The following is a 21,760-nucleotide window of genomic DNA, read 5'->3' on the forward strand; positions in this document are numbered from 1 at the left end:
ATTGTGTCCCTTTGATTTTTCTATATTTCCAAAGGTACTGCACGCAATCTTCCATCCACCTCAACACTAGGAAAGTTAGAGTCAAAAGTCAGGTTTTCTAGCTTTTTATCCTTGAGGATGACAAAAGTATCTTCAACCTTCGCTCCTGATAAACTAGGATTCCAAGCGATCGCCATATTTTCTGTTAAAAAGTCGTTTGTTAGTGGATTGGCGACAATCTCTCTGGCTAAATAGCCTGTAGTTCCTCCTTGGTGATGTTCGCGGATAGCATTGGGGAAACCATGCTGTTCATAGGCTTGGGCTAGTGCAGAATAAACTGTGTCAAGAGTTATTCCCGGCTGAGATGTAGATAGGGCTGTGGCTTCTATTTCTCTCACATGACGATGTAATTCAGCTTCCTTTTTTGAAAGGCTACCAAAACAAACAAAGCGCGTGAGGTTGGCATATAAACCATATCCTCTAGCGCAAAATACTAACATTGCCTGCCTTCCAAGTTTTTCTCCCGTTGGGGTAGCATGACGATACAAAGGTAAACGTCTGTCTCCAGCTACTAATGTCAGCGCTGGATGCAAACCTCTAGCCCACAATGCTTCTGCACCTGCACCCGCTAATTGATATTCTGTCCAGGTAGGACGAGCAGCTTTGAGTACTTCTGTCATCGCTGCGCTGGCTTTTTGTCCGACTTGGCGATATCGTTCTAACTCAGTGGGCATTAATACTCGTTTATAAGCTTGGAGAGAAGGTGGAATTGGTTGTTCTTGGGAAGTAGGGCGTACGCGCTTCGCGTTGTTGCAGACATCGCTAATTATTTCCCCCCCAGCAGTCGCATCCTTAACAAAACTCTCACGCGCCGCAGCATCAGCCCAAGGGTGAATATGCAGTTTAAAATTACTCGGTAATTCCTCATCTTTTAAACGCTGCGCTTCAATTTCGTCCGTCAATATCCACGCATCTTGGCCTGTAACTAACACTTCTGCTACACCAGTTTCAGCAGTTAGCAAGATGGTATTAGATGCACCACCAGTTGCCCAAGCAAACCAATCTGTACCACGTATACGCAAACCCTCGACCTCAGTTACCGTAAGAGTTTGCCTGATTAACTCTAGCTTTCTAGATACTTCCTCGTTCATAAAAAATAAAAATAAATGAACACAGATGACTAATTATCAAAATCATCTACGTCCACCTGCGTCTGTCTGAGGTGTTGAAACCCAATCTTCATCAGTAAATAGTCGGTGTGGTTGAGGTTGGTAGTCAAAATCGTACATTAGCGATCGCAACTACCACAACCTGTAACTTTATACCGAAACTGGCATTTCCAGATTTACAGCCACCGCTTGTAACTCTTTTGCCTTCTCTTCTGGTAAAGCATCATTGGCAAACATCCCGGCGGCGAGTTCTGTTCCCGCCAAATACTTCAGCCTTTCACTGGTGCGATATGGTGGGTAAAACTGGGCGTGTAAGTGCGCTTCTGGATGGGCTGCACCATCAGTTGGCGCACCAAACCAAGCCATTAAATAAGGAAATGGGCGATTCCACAAACCGTCATATTTGAGAGTGACGGTTTTTAATGCTTTAGCCAGTCCCCAGCGTTGTGCTGGGGTAAGTTCCATAAAACTGCTAACTGGCTGTTTTGGTGCAATCCATACTTCGTAAGGATAACGAGCGCACACGGGGACGAAGGCGATCGCATCTTCATCCTCATATATAATCCGTTGGTTATCAGCAATTTCCTGCTGAATTAAATCTTGCAGTAAGCCCCGCCTATGTTCTTGATAATACTCCTGCTGCATTGCCAGCATTCGTGCTGGCACAGGGGGAACGAAAGGATATGCGTAAATCTGTCCATGTGGATGATGCAAAGTTACACCAACTTCTACACCTTTGTTTTCAAAGGGTAACACATACTGAATTTGCGGATTTGCTCCTAGTTCGCGGGTGCGATCGCCCCACACTTCCAACAGCAAATCTAGGTGCGCCAATTCTAGGGAACTGAGGGAAGCATTGGCATCTTGAGTAAAAACCACTACCTCACAAGCTCCATTGGCGGGTAAGGTTTCCACAATGGTTTCCGGTGGATTGTTAGCTGTGAGACTCATGGAGGGAAAGCGGTTATCGAACACCGCCACGTCATACTTACCTTGGGGAAGTTCTGTGGGAAACTTCGGGTTGGTGGTAGGTGCCAGGGGGTTATATTCTGGGGGCGGCATGAAAGTCCGGCCTTGACGGTGACTAGCATAAGCTACCCATTCACCTCGCAAGGGATGCCAGCGCAAGTGCGGATTGGCTTGTACTGGCTCATGACTGGGGCTAGTAGCTTCTAACTGACTAGTAATTGGGTAACGACTATATAAGGTGAGTTTGCGTCCGTCGGGCTTTAACAGCTTGTGGGAGTACATAATCCTTGTCCTGAGAGGGTGGCAGCGCGGATTGCTTCGATGGGGAATTTCGGTGTGCGATCGCTGTACAATAACCCGTTAGCTTCTTGGAAGGTATCTGTGAATTGTGTGTAACAGAAACCGCTAAATAGTTCAATGTCATTGACTGTTTCCAGCAAGGCAGCATATTTCATTTCTAGTTCGGAGATACTTGAGCAGTTTTCATATCCCCAAGCTTGATCAGCATTAGGATGGTCAAGCGGAGTATATGCAATCCCACCAAACTCGGTTAACATGACTGGTTGTCCTTGATGGGGATAGTTATCGAGGGTGAGGATGCGCCCGCCTGGACGGCTACGCTCAAATAAATCCGATATCTTGATATCAGGGCGATAACGATGGGCTAATCGCTCAGGCTTCCTGTCATAATCGTGGATAGCGAGAATATCTGTATCTGTACTTTCCCAACCATCGTTACCAATTACTGGGCGAGTTGGGTCGAGGGTTTTGGTCAGATGATACATTGCCAATACATAGTTACGATGAGCCGCTGTCTCTACTAAATTTGGCACTCCCCAAGATTCATTAAACGGCACCCAAGCCACAATACAAGGATGGCTAACATCGCGCTTAATGATTTCTGTCCACTCACGGGTCATCCGTTCCACAGCTTTGGGCGTAAAGCGGTAAGCGCTGGGCATCTCTTCCCATAATAACAACCCTAAAACATCTGCCCAATACAAAAAGCGGGGGTCTTCAATTTTTGGTGTTTGCGGACTCCGTTAAAACCCATAGCTTTGACGAGTTCTACATCACGCCGCAATGCTTCGTCATTGGGTGGAGTCATTAAGGTATCCGGCCAATAACCTTGGTCGAGAACTAGGCGTAGATAGTATGGGCGACCATTGAGCATAAAGCGATCACGCTGAATGCTCACAGTCCGCATTGCTGTATAAGATTGCACTTCATCTAAAAGAATATCTTTATCCCATAGCTGAATTTGGGCATCTATTAGCGTCGGCTTTTCGGGACTCCACAGTAATTCATTGCGACAGTCGTCAATACCTGGATCTCCCAAAACAATGCGACGGACAATTTCCCCATTAAATACTTCATAAGTATCGCTGGCTAACACCAAACCGCCAGCGCTCAGTTTTACTTTAATTTGTACACCCGAAGTCGGTAAATTTCCCACTAGTCCAACTTCAAACCCAATTTCCCACCGTTCGCAGTCGGGAATCCAACGCAGATGACCGATATTTTAATCCTAAAATATGAGCTTGTGCTAAATCATTGACATGAATATAATCACGAATACAGGTGCCATCTGGAGTAGGGTAATCTGTACCAAAAATTACTATAGATTCCCTTTTACCTAAAGCAGCTTGTAAAACTAAGGGAATGAGATGAGTTTCGGGGATATGATCTTCGCCTAGTAAGCCATTGGGTTCAGCCCCAGCGGCATTAAAATAACGAAAGCTGACAGACTTGAGATTGTAAGCAATATCAAAATCTGACAAAATTCTTTCTACCATCCACTTGGTAGTAGCATAAGGACTAATGGGGCTTTGCGGATGGTCTTCAGTTAAAGGAATAAATTGCGGTACACCATAAAGAGCGCAAGTAGAAGAAAAGATAAATTTATTAATTGATGCTGCTAACATTGCTTCTAACAGCGTCAAAGTACCGACCACATTATTGCGATAATATTTAGCTGGCTCAGTTACAGATTCACCCACAGCAATATAAGCAGCAAAGTGCATAACTGCGGCTATATTATGTGTAGCAAATAGTTGATCCAGAAGAGGGCGATCGCTCATATCCCCTACAATCAGCTTCACCTGCAAAACTTCCTCGACAATTTCTCGATGCCCATTTGAAAGATTATCTAACGTCAATTCGCCATAAGGACGCACGACGACATCTCGAATCGAAGTAGAAACTACAGGTTTAGCTGCGGCTAAATACTCTGGGGTTTTAGTCGGACTAATAAAGCGTGTTGATTCATTACGCGCAAATGGCAACATCGCCAAGTCCCATCCTGCCAAGTATGCAGGCAGTTCTTGATAATTTTTACTACCGAGATAATGAATATTTGCCTGCTGCGGCAAAGTTGCGGGATCAATTTTCACAATTGGCCCAATCATTACCAAATGCCAATCAGGACGCGCCTCAGCCATTCCGCGTAATAGTTCAATGTCCATCCGTTCATCAATTACGCCATAAAAACCCAACCGGGGATGAGGGATGTTTGCTTGATCTGCTGGTTCAGCAATATTTCTGGCTTGGGCAAAGTGCGTTATGTCTACACTACTGGGAAAAGCATAAACATGAGGGTATTGGTTAACTTTACTTTCGTAAAGGCTTTGCCCACCTGTAAATACTAAGTTTGCTCGACGGAATAATTCTGCTTCGTAGTTTTTTAATTTCGGTGATGCGCCTTTAAAAGCAGATAATTCATCCATGCAATCATAAACAATCGCTTGAGGTTGCAAATGATTGGTAAAAGCGATCGCCATTGGTGTATAGTACCAACAAATATAATTTTTGATGTTTTGTTCAGCGAACAAGCCATCAATTAACACCTGTAAATCTGCATTAATTCCTGCTTCACTTAGATTGTCTGGTAGATGTGGTACAACAACAACAACCCCACTCTCATCTTGACTAATATCCAGCCGCCCTAAAGCATCCTGACTAAAAATCGGCTCTTCAATAAAATATACTCGTCTACCTTGAGCAAACCGACTCAAAAGGTGTTGGGGTCTTTGATAAACAAAATTCCAACGCAAATGTGATAGGCAAACAATATCAGGTGTATCCGTGAAAACTTGAACTTTTTGATATTCTTTCTTGCCAGAAGTAAAATCAGGCGATGATACGCCAGAAGCCTGTCTTTTAACTAATTCTGATAACTTCGTTTCACCCAATTCTGGTGATTTTATTTGGTTGAATCCGTTAGCATTGATGTTGGATTTACTTTGTGTCATATTTTCAATAACTGGATATATGTTGGGAATCGCAATAAAAAATGGATGACAAGAGTCTCAAATAAAAACATCAGCATGTAACCATTTGCTTACTATACTCTTGCCTGGAAATATTAACTAAATAACTAATGCCAGAATTTGTAGATCTTACGCATCACATTACTCCAATAAGTAATAACAGTAAGGAATATTTTTCATCTTTACTTCCATCTCTGGATACAAAGCTATAAATATATCTAGAGCATCAGGAGATTTTAGCTGATTAAAACAAATTAAATATTTATTATTGAGCCATGCAAATATCCTGGAGAATTAATTTCAGGCAATTGAAATTTTATCTATGATAATTACTATTTGTGTTTTAGCTAACAATAAATATTTAACTTAATGCCTTTCTTGCGAGGGATGTAACTGTTAGTAATTGCTATTAATGTGCTGATTAATAGGCTAATTAATTAGCAGTGGTTGATTCATGTTGAATTTTCTTAAACAAGTTGGTAATTACGCCAAAGAAAGTGTTTTAGCCGGAATCCATATAGGACAAGGGCTTTCAGTTACTTTTGACCACATGCGTCGCCGTCCAATTACGGTACAATATCCTTATCAAAAGCTGATACCATCAGAAAGATTTCGCGGGCGGATTCACTTTGAATTTGATAAATGTATTGCTTGTGAAGTTTGCGTTCGGGTTTGCCCGATTAACCTTCCGGTAGTAGATTGGGAATTTAATAAAGACTTCAAGAAAAAAGAACTCAAGCACTACAGCATTGACTTTGGAGTTTGTATTTTCTGCGGCAACTGTGTGGAATTTTGCCCAACAAACTGTCTATCATTTACTGAAGAATATGAACTTTCTGTTTATGACCGCCATCAGTTGAATATGGACAATGTGGCGATGGGCAGATTACCTTACAAAGTGACTGAGGACGCAATGGTAACACCTCTCAGAGAATTAGTTTACTTACCAAAAGGAGTATTAAATCCTCACGGAGTGCCTGATGATGCTCATCGAGCAGGTCTATTGCCATCTGAGATTTTAGAGTAAGCTGGAGAAAATTCATCAACCTTAAGAATTTTCCTCGATATAAATAGGACTTACGCAACGCTGATAATGTCATTGCGACCGGAACGAAGTGTAGGGAAGCAATCCCAGCGTTAGGGGAGATTATGACGAAGTTACGTTATTTTTGCGTAAGTCCTGATAAATGTTGGTCTTGGTTATTCAATTTTGCTCACTTCTGACTTCTGATTAGCGAACTAATTAATGAAGTGCAGAAGAATTTTAATTTCCATCAAATTAATCTTTAAATACAAAGGAAATTCAGAAAATGAATCAATTAAATAGGAAATTTATCAAAAAATTGATGAGTTTTATGATTATTTTTGGCGTTAGTATATCTATTGTGGGTTTTTCCGCTACAGCTTTCTCTGCTAGTCATCAAATTCCCGCAGTGTTTCCGCAGACAATCTCATCAACCAGCACCACAAGAAAAATTACTCAAACCCCAACAGACAGAACTCCAGGAGTAAGCAGCCCACAGTCGAGACTGAGTGAACTTGATAGATTGTATGTTACAGAAGCGGCGCAGGGAGGAATGACAGAAATACAAATAGCAAAATTAGCATTGCAGAGATCAAAAAACAATGAGGTGAGACAGTATGCCCAACAGATGATTCAAGAGCATACACCTGTTAACCAACAACTGATGCAATTGGCTAATCAAAAAGGAATTACTACCCCAACTACTTTAAGCCCAAAATATCAGGCTGCGATCGCCAGATTATCACAATTTTCTGGCGGAGATTTTGACCAAGCATATAAAGAAGAAGCTGGGATTAACTTACATACAGAATATTTTGTTGTGCAACGGCGTGAGTCACAACTCGGACAAGACTCAGATTTACAGGCATTTGCTACTAAAAATATACCCGTTACCCTGAGACACTTACAAATGGGGCAACGCTTGTTAACTCAAGCCACTCCCCGACCCAGCAAGGGTAATTAATTTCTATAATTGAAACTAGAATCTAGAGCTAATCAAACTAGAAATTACAGCAACCAAATCAACTGGTTCCATAGGCTGATACCGTTTCACTTTAAGTTTGATACAAATAGACCGCAGGGGAGCCAGCGCGTTGGGGAGACACTGCGTTGCGGAGGTTCCCTCCGTTGTAGCAAGTGTCGGCGGGTTTCCCGACTTGTAGCGACTGGCGTGGGCGGAGGAGAAATTATTCGTATCATTTATTTAGTGAAATGGTATGAGAAATATGTCTTTGGCAACCAGCTTTTATTGCTTGTTTTTCGTTATTGAATCTTAAAATATACCAACTTTATCTGTTTTTTCCCACGGTAAATCCATATCCATTCGTCCTATATGACCATAAACTGCCAGTTGGCGATAAAAACCGCCTGGATGAATTGTCGGTAAATGTCTTAAATTAAATTGTTTAATAATTCCTGCCAAGCGAAAGTCAAAATGCTTTTCTAATAAATTAGTAATTTCTTCGTCAGAGATTTTCCCTGTGCCAAAAGTTTCTACTTGAACACTCACAGGACGAGATAAACCAATGGAATAACTGAGTTGCACTTCACATTCATCTGCAAGTTTGGCAGCAACGACATTTTTAGCTGCATAACGGGCAATATAAGCGCCTATTCTATCTATTCTAATTGGGTCTTTGCCACTCAAAGCTGAACCACTATGTTTAGAATATTCGCCGTATGTATCTATGGCATTTTTTCTACCAGTTAAGCCAGAATGGATTGCTGGCCCGCCTTTAATAAATGCGCCATCGGGATTAATAAATATTCTAGTTTTGGCATCGGGTCGAATTTCTTCATTCTCAAAAACAGGATTAATGACTATTTCTTTAATATCATCTTGTAATTGTTGGTAATCAGGTTTACCTGCTTTATTTTGACTGGCAATTACAGTAATACTATGTATTCTATAAGGACGGCGATCGCGATATTCTACTCCGACTTGAGTTTTACCATCAGGTGTTAAATAAGGTAAGATATTTTTGTGTCTAACTTCACTTAATTGTCTGGCTAATTTGTGTGCTAACCAAATCGGCAGAGGCATCAGGGTATAAGTTTGATTACAAGCAAAGCCAAAGACTGTTACTTGATTTGTCACAGTAATTTTTTCTATCTCTTCATCAGATAAATTCTGCTCATCAAATAAGTGAGTTTGGCTGGCTGGCAATTCTCGCAAGCTGGTCAAAATACTACAAGTTTTGCTATTAAATTCTTTTTGTTCGTAACCAATTTGTTCAATTACTTGTCTGGCAATATTGGTAAAGTCTACATTGGCATTTGGTTCAAATCGGGCAGCAATAAATAATATGCCTGTGGAAGCAGCACATTCGGTAATGACTCTGGCGTAGGGGTCTTGTTGTAAAAATCGGTCTACTATGGCATCGCTGATTTGATCGCACAATTTATCAGGATGTCCTTCGGTGACTGATTCTGATGTGAACATGAAGTCTTTTTTCATAATATTCAGTGTCTTGGCGCGACATTTTTTTTAACGAACCACAAAGGACACAAAGTTCGCAAAGTAAAGAGGAAAATCAGAGGAATAGCATTGCTTTATCTCAGAAGGCAAATTTGATGGATTACTAGCCTCAAGTATGAATACTAAGATTACTTCTTCCTTTGTGTCCTTTGCGTCCTTTGTGGTTCGTTTTTTCCAGTTAACAAAACTCTAGAGTTGTGGATTATTATCTGGCATAAGTAATGGTGGGACACCATTGATATTTGGCTGAATATTCTTTGTTGATTCGCTTAACAATAAAGGCCACAAAGCACTACCAATGATGACGGCAGTATCGATAAAGTTAATTGGGGTAATCTTTAAGAGATTTCTTAAAGGTGGTAGGGCGATCGCTAAAATTTGAATAGCAAAGGAACCAACAATAGCAGCATTTAAATAGCCATTACGTGGGAGTTTTTCTTTGCTAAATACGCTGTGATGTTCGGAACGACAGCTAATGGTATGCAGCAGTTGGGCTGAGGTCAGGGTGAAAAAGGCAATTGTACTAGCTTGGGGGCTAAAACCATATCTGCGGAGGGCGTAGGCGTAAGCGAGTAAGGTACTAACAGATAGTCCAGCGGACTCAAAGACGATTCGCCCAAAGTCAGATTTTTTAATGATTGCTTCATCGGGGTTGCGGGGTGGCTGACTCAAAACTTCTGGTTCTGGGGCTTCCATTGCTAAGGATAAGCCGGGGAAAATGTCGGTTACTAAGTTTAGCCACAGTAATTGAATTGCGTTTAAGGGTTCGCCAATACCTACGGCGGTGGCGGTGGTCATCACCATAATTTCGCTGAGGTTGGTGGCGAGGAGGAAATGTACGGATTTGCGGATGTTGTTGTATATTGTCCTTCCGCGACTAACGGCGACAATCATGGTTTCGAGTCGGTCGTCTTCTAAAACAATATCTGCAACTTCTCTGGCGACATCTGTACCGCCTTGACCCATTGCAACCCCTACTTGGGCGGCTTTTAAGGCGGGTGCATCGTTAATACCATCGCCTGTCATAGCGACGACTTTACCGGCTGCTTGCAAGGCTTGGACTATTTGCAGTTTATTACTAGGACTGATGCGGGCGAAGACATCTACTTTGTCGCTGAGGGCGGTTAAGGCTGCGGGGGTGAGGTTATTGAGGTTGCTGGAGTCGAGAATTTCTAATTGTTGGTCTCGACTTAATTCTAATTCTTTGGCGATCGCATAAGCTGTGGGGCTTTGGTCGCCGGTAATCATCACGGTGGCGATACCGGCTTGATGGAAGTCGCCGATTAATTGTTTTGCACCTTTGCGGATGGGATCGGCCATACCGACTAAACCCAACCAAATCAAGTCTGATTCATGATTATTATTGCTTTGAAACTCGTTAATGTGGTTGTAGGCTACACCTAATACTCGTAATGCTTTCCCTGCCATGCGATCATTTTCTATAGCGATCGCTCTTTTATCTGCTGGGGTTAATTCTACTATTTCCCCATGTTTTACCCATGTTTGGCAAAGTTCCACCACTTCGGCGGGGCTACCTTTAACGGCGACAAACTTTTTCTCATCATGAGTTTGATGAATTGTACTCATCAAGTTACGATTTTCTGACCGCAGGTTGGTTTGCACTAGGGGATACTTTTGTTTGAGGTCGATGATATCTACCCCAGAACTAATGGCCATGTAAATCAGGGCGTTTTCGGTGGCTGAACCAATAACTTCATACTTACCATTTCCCTCGCGGCTGACTTGGCTTTCGTTGCAGAGAACTGAGACATGAATTAGTTTTAATAGTTCATCGTTGTGATAAGGATTAATTTTTTGTTCCCCTGTGATAAATTCCCCGTCTGCAACTTTGATGTTGTGGGTGTTGCTTTGAATTTCCACGACTGACATTTTATTTTCTGTCAGTGTCCCGGTTTTATCCATACAAATTGTCTGGACTGAACCTAAGGCTTCAACTGCACTCAAGCTCCGCACTAGAACGCGGTTGCGGCGCATATCACGGATACCCAGGGCGAGGGTTGTAGTAGCGACGGTGGGTAAGCCTTCGGGAACCGCAGCCACGGCGAGGGAAATGGATGATTTCAACATTTGTACTAAACCGTATCCCCGCCACACACCCAAACCAAAGACTAAGCCGCAAATACCCATGCTAATTAATACTAACTGACTACCCACTTGGTCTAGTTGTTTGGCGAGGGGGGTTTCCATTGCGGTGGCTTCGCCCACAAGTTGCTGGATATTGCCCATTTCGGTAGATTGGCCTGTGGCGACAACTACCGCCAGTCCTTGACCGCCTGTGACAAAAGTGCCTTTATAGGCCATGTTCACGCGATCGCCTAATGGGATATCTTCACCTATAAGCAAATCATCAGTTTTAGTTACAGGCAGACTCTCCCCAGTTAAAGCAGATTCATCAATACTCAGGTTATCTGCGGCAATTAAACGGGAATCTGCGGCGACATAAGTGCCTGGTTTGAGGGCTAAAATATCGCCTAAAACTACATTTTCTGTGGGGATTTCTTGCAGGTTGCTGTCTCTAATTACCCAAGTTGATGCGGGTTCTCTATTTTTGAGAGAGTGAATGATTTTTTCTGATTGACTTTCTGTGGTGTAACCAATTGCCGCATTGAGAATTACTACGCCTAAAATTACCGCCGCATCAATCACTCCACCCGTGAAAATTGACACCCCCGCCGCCACTCCGAGTAATGCGACTGGCAGAGATTTAAATTGTTCAATAATAATGCTTAAATCGGAGCGTGTTTCTGTGTGCGAGAGGACATTAGACCCATATTTTTGCAGATTGGTGCTGGCTAATGCACTGGATAATCCATCAGTTGGCGAGGTATGTAATTGGTGAACCACTTTATCAACTGGCAGTAAATACCAATCTTCTCCCTCTTGTTGTTGGGGATTAGTAATAGTTGGTTTATTTGCTTTTAATTTTTTCTCGCTTTTCTTTACTGCAATTAACTTGGTTTTTTCTTTGTAAGTTAATAAAACTTTTTCAATAAGAGCGCCTATGTCTTTATAGCTTTTTTCTTGGGGAAAATAAACCAAAATTTTGCTGGTTAAAGGATTAGCATTCACCAACTTTATTTCTGGATAATTTTCTAGCGATCGCTCCAGATAATTTTTGAGTTCTGCTGAATTGTGAAGTTCTTCTATTTTATATCTAGCTCTGCCTTTAACTTTAGTATGTATTGCTTGAATCACTGCAATTTTTGCCCCCGTGTTTGCTCTTGCAAAACTGCAATCTTGAAATGTAACTCCATTGTCAAATTATAGAGGATGAAACTCTCATTACTGTTAACAGCAATGTTAAGAGTTTCAAAGTTTATCCCTTGATAATCAGGCTCAATTGATTAATTTTTATTTACATTTACTCGCTGTGATTCCTCAGTAACGTTAAGTTTTATGAAACTATCAAAGGCAAACCAGGCTAATATATACCAAGGTGTATCTTCCAACTTAAATCCTTGTTTGATTAACTGAGTAAGGGCAAATAAACCAAGACCTAAAGGTACTATCAACCGCAAATCAGCGGTACCGTTAGTCATTTTGTAAACATCAGCATTAAAATCAGACATTACATTTAACAAATCTTTAGCGATCGCAGATTTCCCATCTGTTAAATAAATTGGATAAGTTGAGCCATTTCTATAATTAACTTCCTCGGTTGTTGGTCGAGTGCGAACATCGCCTGTTACGGCTGCGACTGTTTCTTGATAACTTTGAGATAGATTTATACCTTCTTTAATAGCCGTTTGGACTAGAGGTTGTTTGATAACTTCAGCTATTGGGACAATTATCGGTGAAAAAATAATTGCAGTCAAACCGTCAACAATTTCTGGTAAATTCACTTTTTCCCAATCAAAGGTAGACTCCATAGTCATGTCTCCTCTAGAAGCGACTAATCACTATAGAAGCGTAATCAAACTATTGGCTATTTCCATCGTCCAAAAGTCACAGAGATAATTTTAAATTTCCATCTCTAGCATTACTTATATTTGAAGAATATCAGATAACCGACTTCTTAGAGAAGTTAGTAATCCATTAGTCTATCCAGGAAAATTCTGTCTTTAGACTCAAGTAATCAGCACCAGTAAATGTTAAGAATAAAAAATAGATTACACCAACATCAAATATTGGTTGTAATCCATAAAATCTAGGTAAATAAATTAAGAGAAAAAGGTATTATGGCAATTTCCACAAACAGCGATCGCCAAATTCAAGAACTGCAAACCTTAATTAAAGGTATTGACTATGGGATGTTGACCACAGTCAATGATGATGGTAGTTTGCACAGCTGTCCAATGCACTCTATTGATGCACTAGATACAGATGGGACACTCTGGTTTTTTACTAGCGCTAATTCTCATAGAGTTAGTGAAATTAAACATAATCAGCAAGTGAATGTTAGCTTCACATCATCGCAAAATCAGCGTTATGTTTCTATTTCTGGCACAGCAGAACTATTACAAGACCATCAAAAAATGGCAGAATTATGGAAACCAGAATTACAAACTTGGTTTTCTCAAGGATTAAATGAACCAGATTTGGCTTTACTCAAAGTGAGTATTAAACAAGCTGATTATTGGGATAGTCGTTCTAGCTATCATCCCCAACATATAAACTTGTCTTGAATATCATCCATTTAAAATAGGAGGGTAATAATTTTATGCCCTATCAACAAATTGATGAATTACCAGATGCAGTAAAAGACAACTTACCCAAACACGCCCAAGAAATATTTCGGGCTGCATTTAACAATGCAGTAAGAGAATATGATAACGAAGAAAGTGCTTTTCGAGTAGCGTGGAGTGCAGTAAAGCGTGATTACGAAAAAGGTGAAGATGGTCAGTGGTACAAAAAATCAAATAATTAACATGTAATCGATTTTACTGCTAGTCAAAATAAGTGCCAAAAAGCTCCTTCTTTAGTTAGACGCTAACAAAAGTCATAAAAGTTATTTTTCTTACTGGCAGTAGTAGTAAACTTCGATCCTGGGGATTTAAACAAATAATAGTAAAATTCTTGAGCATTCAAGATGAGTAACTAAAAGTTTGTCATATTCCCAGGTTATTTCGTATTTTTAAACATCATCAACAAGATTCGTTTTGAGAATTTAGTTCTGGCTCACTTTGCAGATGGGTATGATTGATATGCTGAATTAAGCTTTCCGCCATCTCCACAGCCACAATCATTAATTGCTGTTCCATCTTTCCATATCCTCCTTCATCGCTAACCTGGGGGTAAATGTGAGGGTTAGATAGCATGGCGGCTAGTAGTTGAGTCGCAGTTTCTTTTAATTCATACATTTGTAAATTCACACCCTAATTACCTCCGGTTCCCAGCTTTGTCCTGATTCTAAAAAGTGCAGCACTATCTGTCCTCCGACTAACGGGGCGATATCTTAATTTAAAATATCTATCATTAGGTGGGTGCTTTTTTAAGTAAAATTAAGAAGTCACCACCTAAAAACGTGCTACTCTGTTCCCTGTTACCTAGCTCAAATATGTTTAGTAATAAAACCAGAGTCTTCATCTCTGGCAATGCAATTAAGCAAAAACTCATAATAGATATATAGCGTTTCTCATTTTAGTGGTGTACATTTCTTTAATGCCAGAGATTAAAGGCTGGGGAAGATATACCTAATTAGATTGGTAATTGCTATATGAAAAAACGCTATTTTTTAGAGGCTGGTGCCGTATTAACAGGTGCAGCCTTATTATCACAGTTTATTAATCCAAGAGGAGAAATCGTGGCAAGTTCTAACACTGAGTTTGAAGTTACCAAATCTGAAGATGAATGGAGCAAAATATTAACAAAAGAACAGTTTTATGTTTTGCGTAAACATGGAACTGAACGCGCTTTCACCAGTCCCCTTGATAAGCAGTATGCAGAAGGTACTTATGTGTGCGCGGCTTGTGACTTACCACTGTTTAAATCAGATACCAAATTTAACAGTGGTACTGGCTGGCCAAGTTTCTTTCAACCCATTGAAGGTGCGATCGCAACTACTGTAGATCGGTCGTTGTTTATGACGCGTACAGAGGTACATTGTAGGCGTTGTGGTGGACATTTAGGCCATGTATTTGCTGATGGCCCTGCACCTACAGGTCAACGCTATTGTATGAATGGTGTGTCATTGAAGTTTATCCCTGCTTAACTAGTCAAAGTGCGATCGCTTCTATAAATCAATAACCCAAAAGCCCAGTTTTTTAGAAAACTGGGCTTCTGCTTTCTTACGAATTATTAAAAATAGCTGTATTTTTATTAAAAAAATACTTACGTATTGTATCTCTATCTTATACCAAGTTTAAAAATATTGGCAATATAATATATTAATTAAATGCGTCACAACTTTAAAAGCTTTACCGTTACTACCCTTATACTTTCTCTGTTTTGTCCTCTAGGGCTATCAGCAAATAATGTGTTAATCAAGCAGACATTAGCACAAACTGTTACTCAACCTAACCGCAAAGCACAAGCAGATAAACTCTACCAACAGGGAGTGCAACAATATCGCCGTGGATATTATGACAATGCAGTGAAAAGTTATGAACAAGCCTTAGCTATTTACCGCCAACTAGATGATAAAAAAGGAGTTGGGCAAACTCTCAATAATTTAGGACTGGTTTATAATTTAATATTTCAATACCAAAAAGCTTTAGAACTTTTGCAACAAGCTTTAGCAATTCGCCAACAAATCAAAGACCGTACAGGTGAGGGAGAAACTCTTGATACTCTTGGCGCAACTTACTTCAACTTAGATCAAAATGACAAGGCTTTAGAAGCATTACAGCAAGCTTTAGTAATTCGCCGTGAAGTAAAAGATCAACCCGGAGAAGGCATTACTCTTAGTAGAATTGGGTTAACTTATTCATATTTAAACAAACAACCTAAAGCTTTAGAACTTTTACAACAAGCATTAAAAATACATCAAGAAATTGGAGATAAATTTCAAGAAGAATATACTCTATCTAGACTAGGGATAGTTTACAAAAATATGTCAAACTATTCGCGTGCTTTGGAATGGTTTAATAAAGCTTTAGCTGCCAGTAGAAAAGTAGGAAACCGTGCATTTGAAGGAAGATTGCTATATTTTATTGGGCTTACATATAGCAACCAAAAAAAAGATGACATCGCTTTAGATTCTTATCGCCAAGCCTTAGCAGTTCAACGCGAAATTAAAGACAAAACTATTCAACTGAACACTTTAAAATTAATTATTTCTCAATATTTAGTAATTGCTACAAATGCTAATGTCAGTGGGATAACATCTCAAGCAAAAGATATATCTAATCAAACAATTAAGTTGGCTGATGAAGCTTTAGTTATTGCTAAAGAATTGAATAAACCAGACCAGGAAGCCGACGCATTAAGAGCATTAGGAAGTGCTTACCAATATTTAGGAGATAATCAAAAAGCTATTGAATTATTACAGCAATCAATTAAAATTGCGCGACAAATTAAAGCACTTGATACAGAACATTCTGCTTTATCTGACTTAGCATCAATTTATAGTAACCAGGGAGAAAATCGCAAAGTAATTGAGTTAAGAGAGCGAGAATTAGAAATTTATAGAGAACAGAAAGATACTGCCAATGAAGTTAGTGTATTATTAACTATTTGCAGTACATATAATGTATTGACAGATTATCAAAAAGCAATTGAAGCTTGTCAACAAGCTTTAGTTAAATCAAAAGACATAAAAGTTACTGAATTACCACCTACAATACAAGATTATGCTCTCAGTTACCCAGCATCTGCTTTGCAAGGCTTGGTTCTTATTTATAATAATCTTGGAGAATATGAGAAAGCACTAGATTTTGCTAAACAAAGTTTAAGTGCAGTACAAAATCTTCACCGACCAAAATTAGAAGCTGATGCGTTAATTTATTTAGGTTATGTATATCAGGATTTACAAGACTTTCCTAAAGCTATTGAAGTTACTCAGCAAGCTTTAGATATTACCCGTCAAATTAAAGAACCGCAGCTAGAAGCAAATGCTTTAGAGCAACTCAGTGGAATTTATATACGAAAGGGAAATTATAACTCTGCTATTGAGTTAGCACAACAAATTTTAACTATTGGTAAACAGTTACAAAACTCAGGGATAGAAGCAGATGCTTTAGATAAATTAAGTGAAATTTATCTAAAACAAGGTAACTATCAAAAAGCCTTGGAATTAAGACAACAGCAATTAGTAATTTTTCAAAAAAGCAATAAACGTTCTTATCAAATTTCTACTTTAAGTAAATTCAGTGACATTTACCTTTTATTAGGAGATACGCAAAAAGCTATTGAAGTAGCAAATCAAGCTTTAACAATAGCAAAGCAATTAAAAGCGCCTGAGTATGAAATGCAACCTTTAACAAGGCTTAGTAGAGCATATAATACACAAGGAGAATATGAGCAAGGAATAAAATATGCTCAACAACATTTGGTTATAGCTCAAAAATCTCAAAATTTCGTAAATATAGCGCTTGCTTCACTTAATCTTAGTAATGCCTATGATTCGCTAGGAGAATATAATAAAGTCATTGCTATAGCAGAACCAGGACTATTGTATACTAAAAAATCTCATATTCGTCCTCTAGAAGCTCAAAGTTTACTCTATTTAAGCATTGCTTATACTAGCATTGGTAATTACCAAAAAAGTAAGGAATTGGTAGAGCAAAGTTTATCAATTATACGAGAAATTAAAGACAGTTCTTTAGAAGCTCAAGCACTAGCTTCTCTAGGGAATGTTTACAGAAATATCCAAGCTTATCCCCAAGCTTTAGAGCTATCACAACAAAGTTTACAAATTGCTCAAGCAATCAAAAGCCCTACATCTGAGGTATACGCGTTAGCTAATCTTGGCGATACATATAGTAATTTAGGTGCTTATCAAAAAAGCAATGATTTTTATCAACAACTCGTAGTTAAACAGCGACAACTAAAAAACCGCAATGGAGAAGCTTTTGCTTTACTGGTGATCGCAGGTAATTATTACAATACCGGAGAAGCTCAAAAAACTGTAGACTTTGCCCAACAAAGTTTAGCTATTTTAAAAGCAAGTAAAAAACCAGCCTGGGAAATCATACCACATCGGATGTTAAGCCTAGCCTATGGTGAACTAGGCAATGATCAACAAGCAATACGGGAAATACAGACAGTTTTAGCATTTGCTAGAAAGGTGCAGAACCCAGTTTATGAAAAAGATGCGCTGACTGTTTTAGGAGATTTACATCGCAAATTTGGCAGAAAACAGCAAGCAATTACAGCTTATCAACAGGCATTAACAATTCAAACACCTACAGAAGTTACAGGTAGTAGTTCAGGTATTTATGCTGGGTTAGGTCGTGCTTACGCTGATTTAAATCAACCAAATGTGGCAATTACTTACTACAAACAAGCCATTAATGGAATTGAACAAGTCCGTCGTAATATTGAAGGATTACCACCACAGTTACAAGCATCTTTCTTGCAAACAAAGATTGATTTTGGCAAAGTAACCACCTCTGATATTTATCGCCAACTGGCAAATTTATTACTGGCTCAAGGTAGAGGAAAGGAAGCAACACAGATTTTAGAACTGCTGAAGATTCAAGAAATTAAAGATTTTGCCACTACTAGCATTTCTCCAACAGAGAAACCAAAAGTTACTTTAAATCCAGAAGAGACAAAAATTGCTGCGCCTAATCAATCAATTGTTGCTTTAGCAAAACAAATTAGCGAATGCGAAAAAAATAACTGTAAGGATAAAACTAAACTCAACGATAAACTGACAAACGTAGTTGCAGAGTTTAATCAAGAGTTAGCAAAAATCGACACAGAAATTAGAGAACGTCTAGCAAAAGATCCTGGTGCATTCCGTCCTGATAGTCCCAAAGTTTTAGAAATAGTCAAAGCACAACCGGGTACAGTGATGATTTACCCATTAGTGCTAGAAGATAAACTTTGGTTACTGCTGTATTCTGGCGATGTTGCTAAAAAGTTTGAAGTCAAAGTTGGGCGAGAAGAATTAGGAAATACAGTCAAAGAATTTCGGCGGTTAATCGGACGATGCCAAAATATTGATTGTGATGCTAAAGATATTTCGCAGATTCAGTCAGTTAGCCAAAAACTCTATACCTGGTTGATTAAACCATTAGAACCAGAATTAAAAGAAAATAAAGTAAAAAATCTCGTGTTTGCCCTTGATAGGGTAACACGTTATATCCCTATGAGTGCTTTGTTTGATGGTCAGCAATATTTAATTGAGAATTATACTGTCTACAATGTTTTATCCGCAGATTTAACAGATACTACGGCTACCTTACCCGCAGGAACGCAAAATATTTCAGTTTTAGCAATGGGAGTTTCGCAAGCGGTAGGTGATTTTCCCGCGCTAGAAAATGTCCCTACAGAGTTGAATGCAATTGTTAAAACTAAGAATAATCAACAAGGTATATATCCAGGACAAGAGTTCCTCAATAATGCCTTTGATTTTCGCAATTTACGAGACAATCTCACAGGAAATAAAATTTTACACCTGGCGACTCATGCTGAATTTGTGCCTAATAGCAAAGATGCTTCTTATTTATTGTTAGGAAATGGGGAAAAACTGGTAATTCCTCAGATTCAAACTTTAACGGGGTTAAGCAATATTAATTTAGTTGTTTTATCTGCTTGTCAAACAGCCCTTGCAGGCTCTCGTCAAGATGGAGTAGAAATTGCTAGTGTTGCATATTCTTTTCTGAATCGAGGTGCAAAAGCAGTAATAGCTTCTTTGTGGCAAGTAAACGATCGCAGCACCAGTTTACTTATGCAGCAATTTTACAGCAATCTAGCCAATAAAAATCACCCGACAAAAGCTGAAGCTTTACGCCAAGCACAATTAAGTTTACTACATAGTCATTCTAGTACTACAGAAAATAATTATTCTCACCCTTATTACTGGTCGCCGTTTATTTTAATTGGTAATGGGTTGTAATCGTATTGATTGATAGCCTGAGATAATTCAACTGGGCTGAGAGACTGAACCAGATTTAACCCTAAAATTAAACTAGAAATTTTTTGGGCGTAAGCAGGATGGAGATATGAAAGATATTGTGGCTTTTTAGCAATATAAGTTTGAAAAAACGGCACGCTGAAAGCATTTATGTAACGCCGTGTTTGCAAAACATCACCAACGATATCAGTAGGTAATGGAATTTGTCCAGATGTGGAATTTCCATCGCCAATAGCAGAGAAGTGAGTTCCACCGACAAGGGTGACAAGATACTTTTGGGAATTGGTAAACCAAGCAAAAGGTAAAATTTGCTCAAATATAGCGGGTGCGACAATATCATTGCTACTAGCAAAAATCATCACTGGTGTTTTGATTTGGCTTAAACTAGCCTTGCCAAAAATCGAACTTGTTACTGGGTTAATGGCGATCGCAGCTTTAATGCGATTATCTTGTAAATTATTAGCAGCAGATTGGTTTGGCAACTCCAAAGCACGACACTGAAATAATAAAGACATATTCCAGGTTTGATGCAGCGCTTCACTTGTACAATCTTGTTTTAACTGAGCAAAATTAATTTTCCCACCCGCCAAAGCCAGCGCAGTATAACCACCTAAAGAATGACCAAAAACTCCTACTTGTTGTAAGTTGAGTCTACCCTGAAATCGAGCATCTGATTTGTTAGCTTTTTCTAGCTGATTCAAAATATATTTGATATCTAAAGGTCGCTGTTGAAATTCATCTGCTGTGAATAATTCAGTAGCCTGTTTCTGATTTTGCGATCGCAATTGTTTTGTATCTCTCCCTGAATGATTGGGAACAACCACCGCAAATCCATAAGAAGCTAGATGTGTGGCTAAATATTGAAAATTACTATTATCTGTACCCAAACTATGCGAAATTACAATTAGTGGTGCAGGAAGTAAGAGATTAGGCAGATAAATATTAGTTAATAATGTGCGGTTACGGGTTGAGTCAAAATAATTTAATGTATATTTTTGAGACTTTAAACTTCCTGGCTTTTGCAAATCTGCTAATTGCGAGAAATTGCTGGGCTTGGGAATTGTCACAGCTTCTAGATTAGACCTTTGAGTAACTATTGCGATCGCTTGATTAGTCGCCTTTACTAAATTTTCTAGTTCCGTTGCTATATTAAAGCTGCGCCCTAAATCAATGCGGATACTATTAGCCGGATACTTGCGTAAAAGATTTAATAACGTTAACCCATCTGGTTCTGCAACAGCCAAAATTAACGCCGAACGCATCTCATCAAACGCTGGTTGCGCTTGTGGGGCTTTGCTTTGAATTACTTCTGTAAAACGGCGAAGTAAATACTCTCCTTGTGGTGTAGAAAGAAATTGTGACACCACCGCCGGACTAGATTTTACAGGAGTAATTAAAATTCGCTGTAATTCCTGAAACTGTTTTGCAGGTATATATTGCTGATAAATTGCTAATTCATCATCAATGACACCTTTTTTGGCATAATTTTCCAAAGCAGTAACAGAAATTGATAGCTCTAAAACTGAATATGAGACATAAACTCGTTCTGCTGCTTTTACAGATGAATTAATTCCTAATATTGGCAGCAATGTTGATAGAACCAGCAAAAGAGAATTTCTTTTCAGGATGCTGGCCCAATTATTAAACAAACTATTCATCGCTCAACCGTTTCGGTGATGTTGTTTCACTGGATGTTGGCTTTGGTAGTTATTAGCGCACCCTACATTTCTAATTTGTAATTGATAATGCAAACTTTTTCTTTTATCGATGCAGCTTTAAAGAGCTTTGCATTTGTGTTTGTATTACCTTAATAGTTGCTGTGGGGTAATCACAAACTAGGTTGATACACTCGCAAAAATCATAACAGATAAAATATTACTCTGCCTC

At 39.2% G+C, this 21,760-nt stretch carries 16 protein-coding genes; 6 read left to right on the forward strand and 10 right to left on the reverse strand.

Annotated elements, in window-relative coordinates; translation table 11 throughout:
* Window positions 1-20 precede the first annotated feature (20 nt).
* The 5 genes from AC504W_RS24915 to galE form a co-directional block, all read right to left on the reverse strand.
* The gene (locus AC504W_RS24915; RefSeq protein ID WP_494874919.1) at window positions 21-1,130 is read right to left on the reverse strand and encodes a M24 family metallopeptidase; all 1,110 of its coding nucleotides are present in this window, start codon (window positions 1,128-1,130) and stop codon (window positions 21-23) included.
* A 168-nt stretch (window positions 1,131-1,298) separates the two neighbouring features.
* Window positions 1,299-2,399, reverse strand: a complete 1,101-nt coding sequence (gene galT, locus AC504W_RS24920) for a galactose-1-phosphate uridylyltransferase (RefSeq protein ID WP_494874920.1) — start codon at window positions 2,397-2,399, stop codon at window positions 1,299-1,301.
* On the reverse strand, window positions 2,378-3,079 hold the full coding sequence (locus AC504W_RS24925) for a glycoside hydrolase family 2 TIM barrel-domain containing protein (protein ID WP_494874921.1): 702 nt from the start codon (window positions 3,077-3,079) through the stop codon (window positions 2,378-2,380). Before AC504W_RS24925 ends, galT begins: the two co-directional genes overlap by 22 nt.
* Before the next feature lie 20 nt (window positions 3,080-3,099).
* Window positions 3,100-3,573 (reverse strand): hypothetical protein, encoded by a 474-nt coding sequence (locus tag AC504W_RS24930; RefSeq protein WP_494874922.1) that lies wholly within the window; start codon window positions 3,571-3,573, stop codon window positions 3,100-3,102.
* A 10-nt stretch (window positions 3,574-3,583) separates the two neighbouring features.
* Complete coding sequence (gene galE / locus AC504W_RS24935) at window positions 3,584-5,368, reverse strand: UDP-glucose 4-epimerase GalE (protein WP_494874923.1); 1,785 nt, start codon at window positions 5,366-5,368, stop codon at window positions 3,584-3,586.
* A 475-nt stretch (window positions 5,369-5,843) separates the two neighbouring features.
* Here galE and ndhI point away from each other — a divergent pair, with 475 nt between their 5' ends.
* Window positions 5,844-6,413 (forward strand): NAD(P)H-quinone oxidoreductase subunit I, encoded by a 570-nt coding sequence (gene ndhI, locus AC504W_RS24940; RefSeq protein WP_494878757.1) that lies wholly within the window; start codon window positions 5,844-5,846, stop codon window positions 6,411-6,413.
* Window positions 6,414-6,732: 319 nt separating this feature from the next.
* Window positions 6,733-7,374: a DUF4142 domain-containing protein gene (locus AC504W_RS24945; RefSeq protein WP_494879463.1), complete on the forward strand. Its 642-nt coding sequence runs from the start codon at window positions 6,733-6,735 to the stop codon at window positions 7,372-7,374.
* A gap of 309 nt (window positions 7,375-7,683) precedes the next feature.
* Here AC504W_RS24945 and metK read toward each other — a convergent pair whose 3' ends face one another.
* From metK to AC504W_RS24960, 3 genes are all read right to left on the reverse strand, one after another.
* The gene (metK, locus tag AC504W_RS24950) at window positions 7,684-8,868 is read right to left on the reverse strand and encodes a methionine adenosyltransferase (RefSeq protein WP_494874925.1); all 1,185 of its coding nucleotides are present in this window, start codon (window positions 8,866-8,868) and stop codon (window positions 7,684-7,686) included.
* A 210-nt stretch (window positions 8,869-9,078) separates the two neighbouring features.
* Window positions 9,079-12,105 (reverse strand): cation-translocating P-type ATPase, encoded by a 3,027-nt coding sequence (locus AC504W_RS24955; RefSeq protein WP_494874926.1) that lies wholly within the window; start codon window positions 12,103-12,105, stop codon window positions 9,079-9,081.
* A 149-nt stretch (window positions 12,106-12,254) separates the two neighbouring features.
* Complete coding sequence (locus AC504W_RS24960; RefSeq protein WP_494874927.1) at window positions 12,255-12,779, reverse strand: DUF5132 domain-containing protein; 525 nt, start codon at window positions 12,777-12,779, stop codon at window positions 12,255-12,257.
* A 309-nt stretch (window positions 12,780-13,088) separates the two neighbouring features.
* Here AC504W_RS24960 and AC504W_RS24965 point away from each other — a divergent pair, with 309 nt between their 5' ends.
* Together AC504W_RS24965 and AC504W_RS24970 are read left to right on the forward strand one after the other, a co-directional pair.
* Complete coding sequence (locus tag AC504W_RS24965) at window positions 13,089-13,535, forward strand: pyridoxamine 5'-phosphate oxidase family protein (RefSeq protein ID WP_494874928.1); 447 nt, start codon at window positions 13,089-13,091, stop codon at window positions 13,533-13,535.
* Between the two features lie 35 nt (window positions 13,536-13,570).
* Window positions 13,571-13,777, forward strand: a complete 207-nt coding sequence (locus tag AC504W_RS24970; RefSeq protein WP_494874929.1) for a ChaB family protein — start codon at window positions 13,571-13,573, stop codon at window positions 13,775-13,777.
* Window positions 13,778-13,994: 217 nt separating this feature from the next.
* Here AC504W_RS24970 and AC504W_RS24975 read toward each other — a convergent pair whose 3' ends face one another.
* A complete protein-coding gene (locus tag AC504W_RS24975; protein ID WP_096580921.1) occupies window positions 13,995-14,222 on the reverse strand; it encodes a hypothetical protein in 228 nt (75 codons plus the stop codon).
* Between the two features lie 344 nt (window positions 14,223-14,566).
* Between AC504W_RS24975 and msrB the strand changes: the two genes are divergently transcribed.
* Window positions 14,567-15,061: a peptide-methionine (R)-S-oxide reductase MsrB gene (gene msrB, locus AC504W_RS24980; RefSeq protein ID WP_494874930.1), complete on the forward strand. Its 495-nt coding sequence runs from the start codon at window positions 14,567-14,569 to the stop codon at window positions 15,059-15,061.
* Window positions 15,062-15,244: 183 nt separating this feature from the next.
* Complete coding sequence (locus AC504W_RS24985) at window positions 15,245-19,855, forward strand: tetratricopeptide repeat protein (RefSeq protein ID WP_494874931.1); 4,611 nt, start codon at window positions 15,245-15,247, stop codon at window positions 19,853-19,855.
* Here the strand turns inward: AC504W_RS24985 and AC504W_RS24990 are convergent.
* Window positions 19,816-21,531, reverse strand: coding sequence for an alpha/beta hydrolase (locus AC504W_RS24990; RefSeq protein ID WP_494874932.1), 1,716 nt, complete (start codon window positions 21,529-21,531; stop codon window positions 19,816-19,818). The two genes, AC504W_RS24985 and AC504W_RS24990, sit on opposite strands and share 40 nt — an antisense overlap.
* Window positions 21,532-21,760: the final 229 nt, after the last annotated feature.

The organism is Nostoc sp. C96, assembly GCF_059384975.1.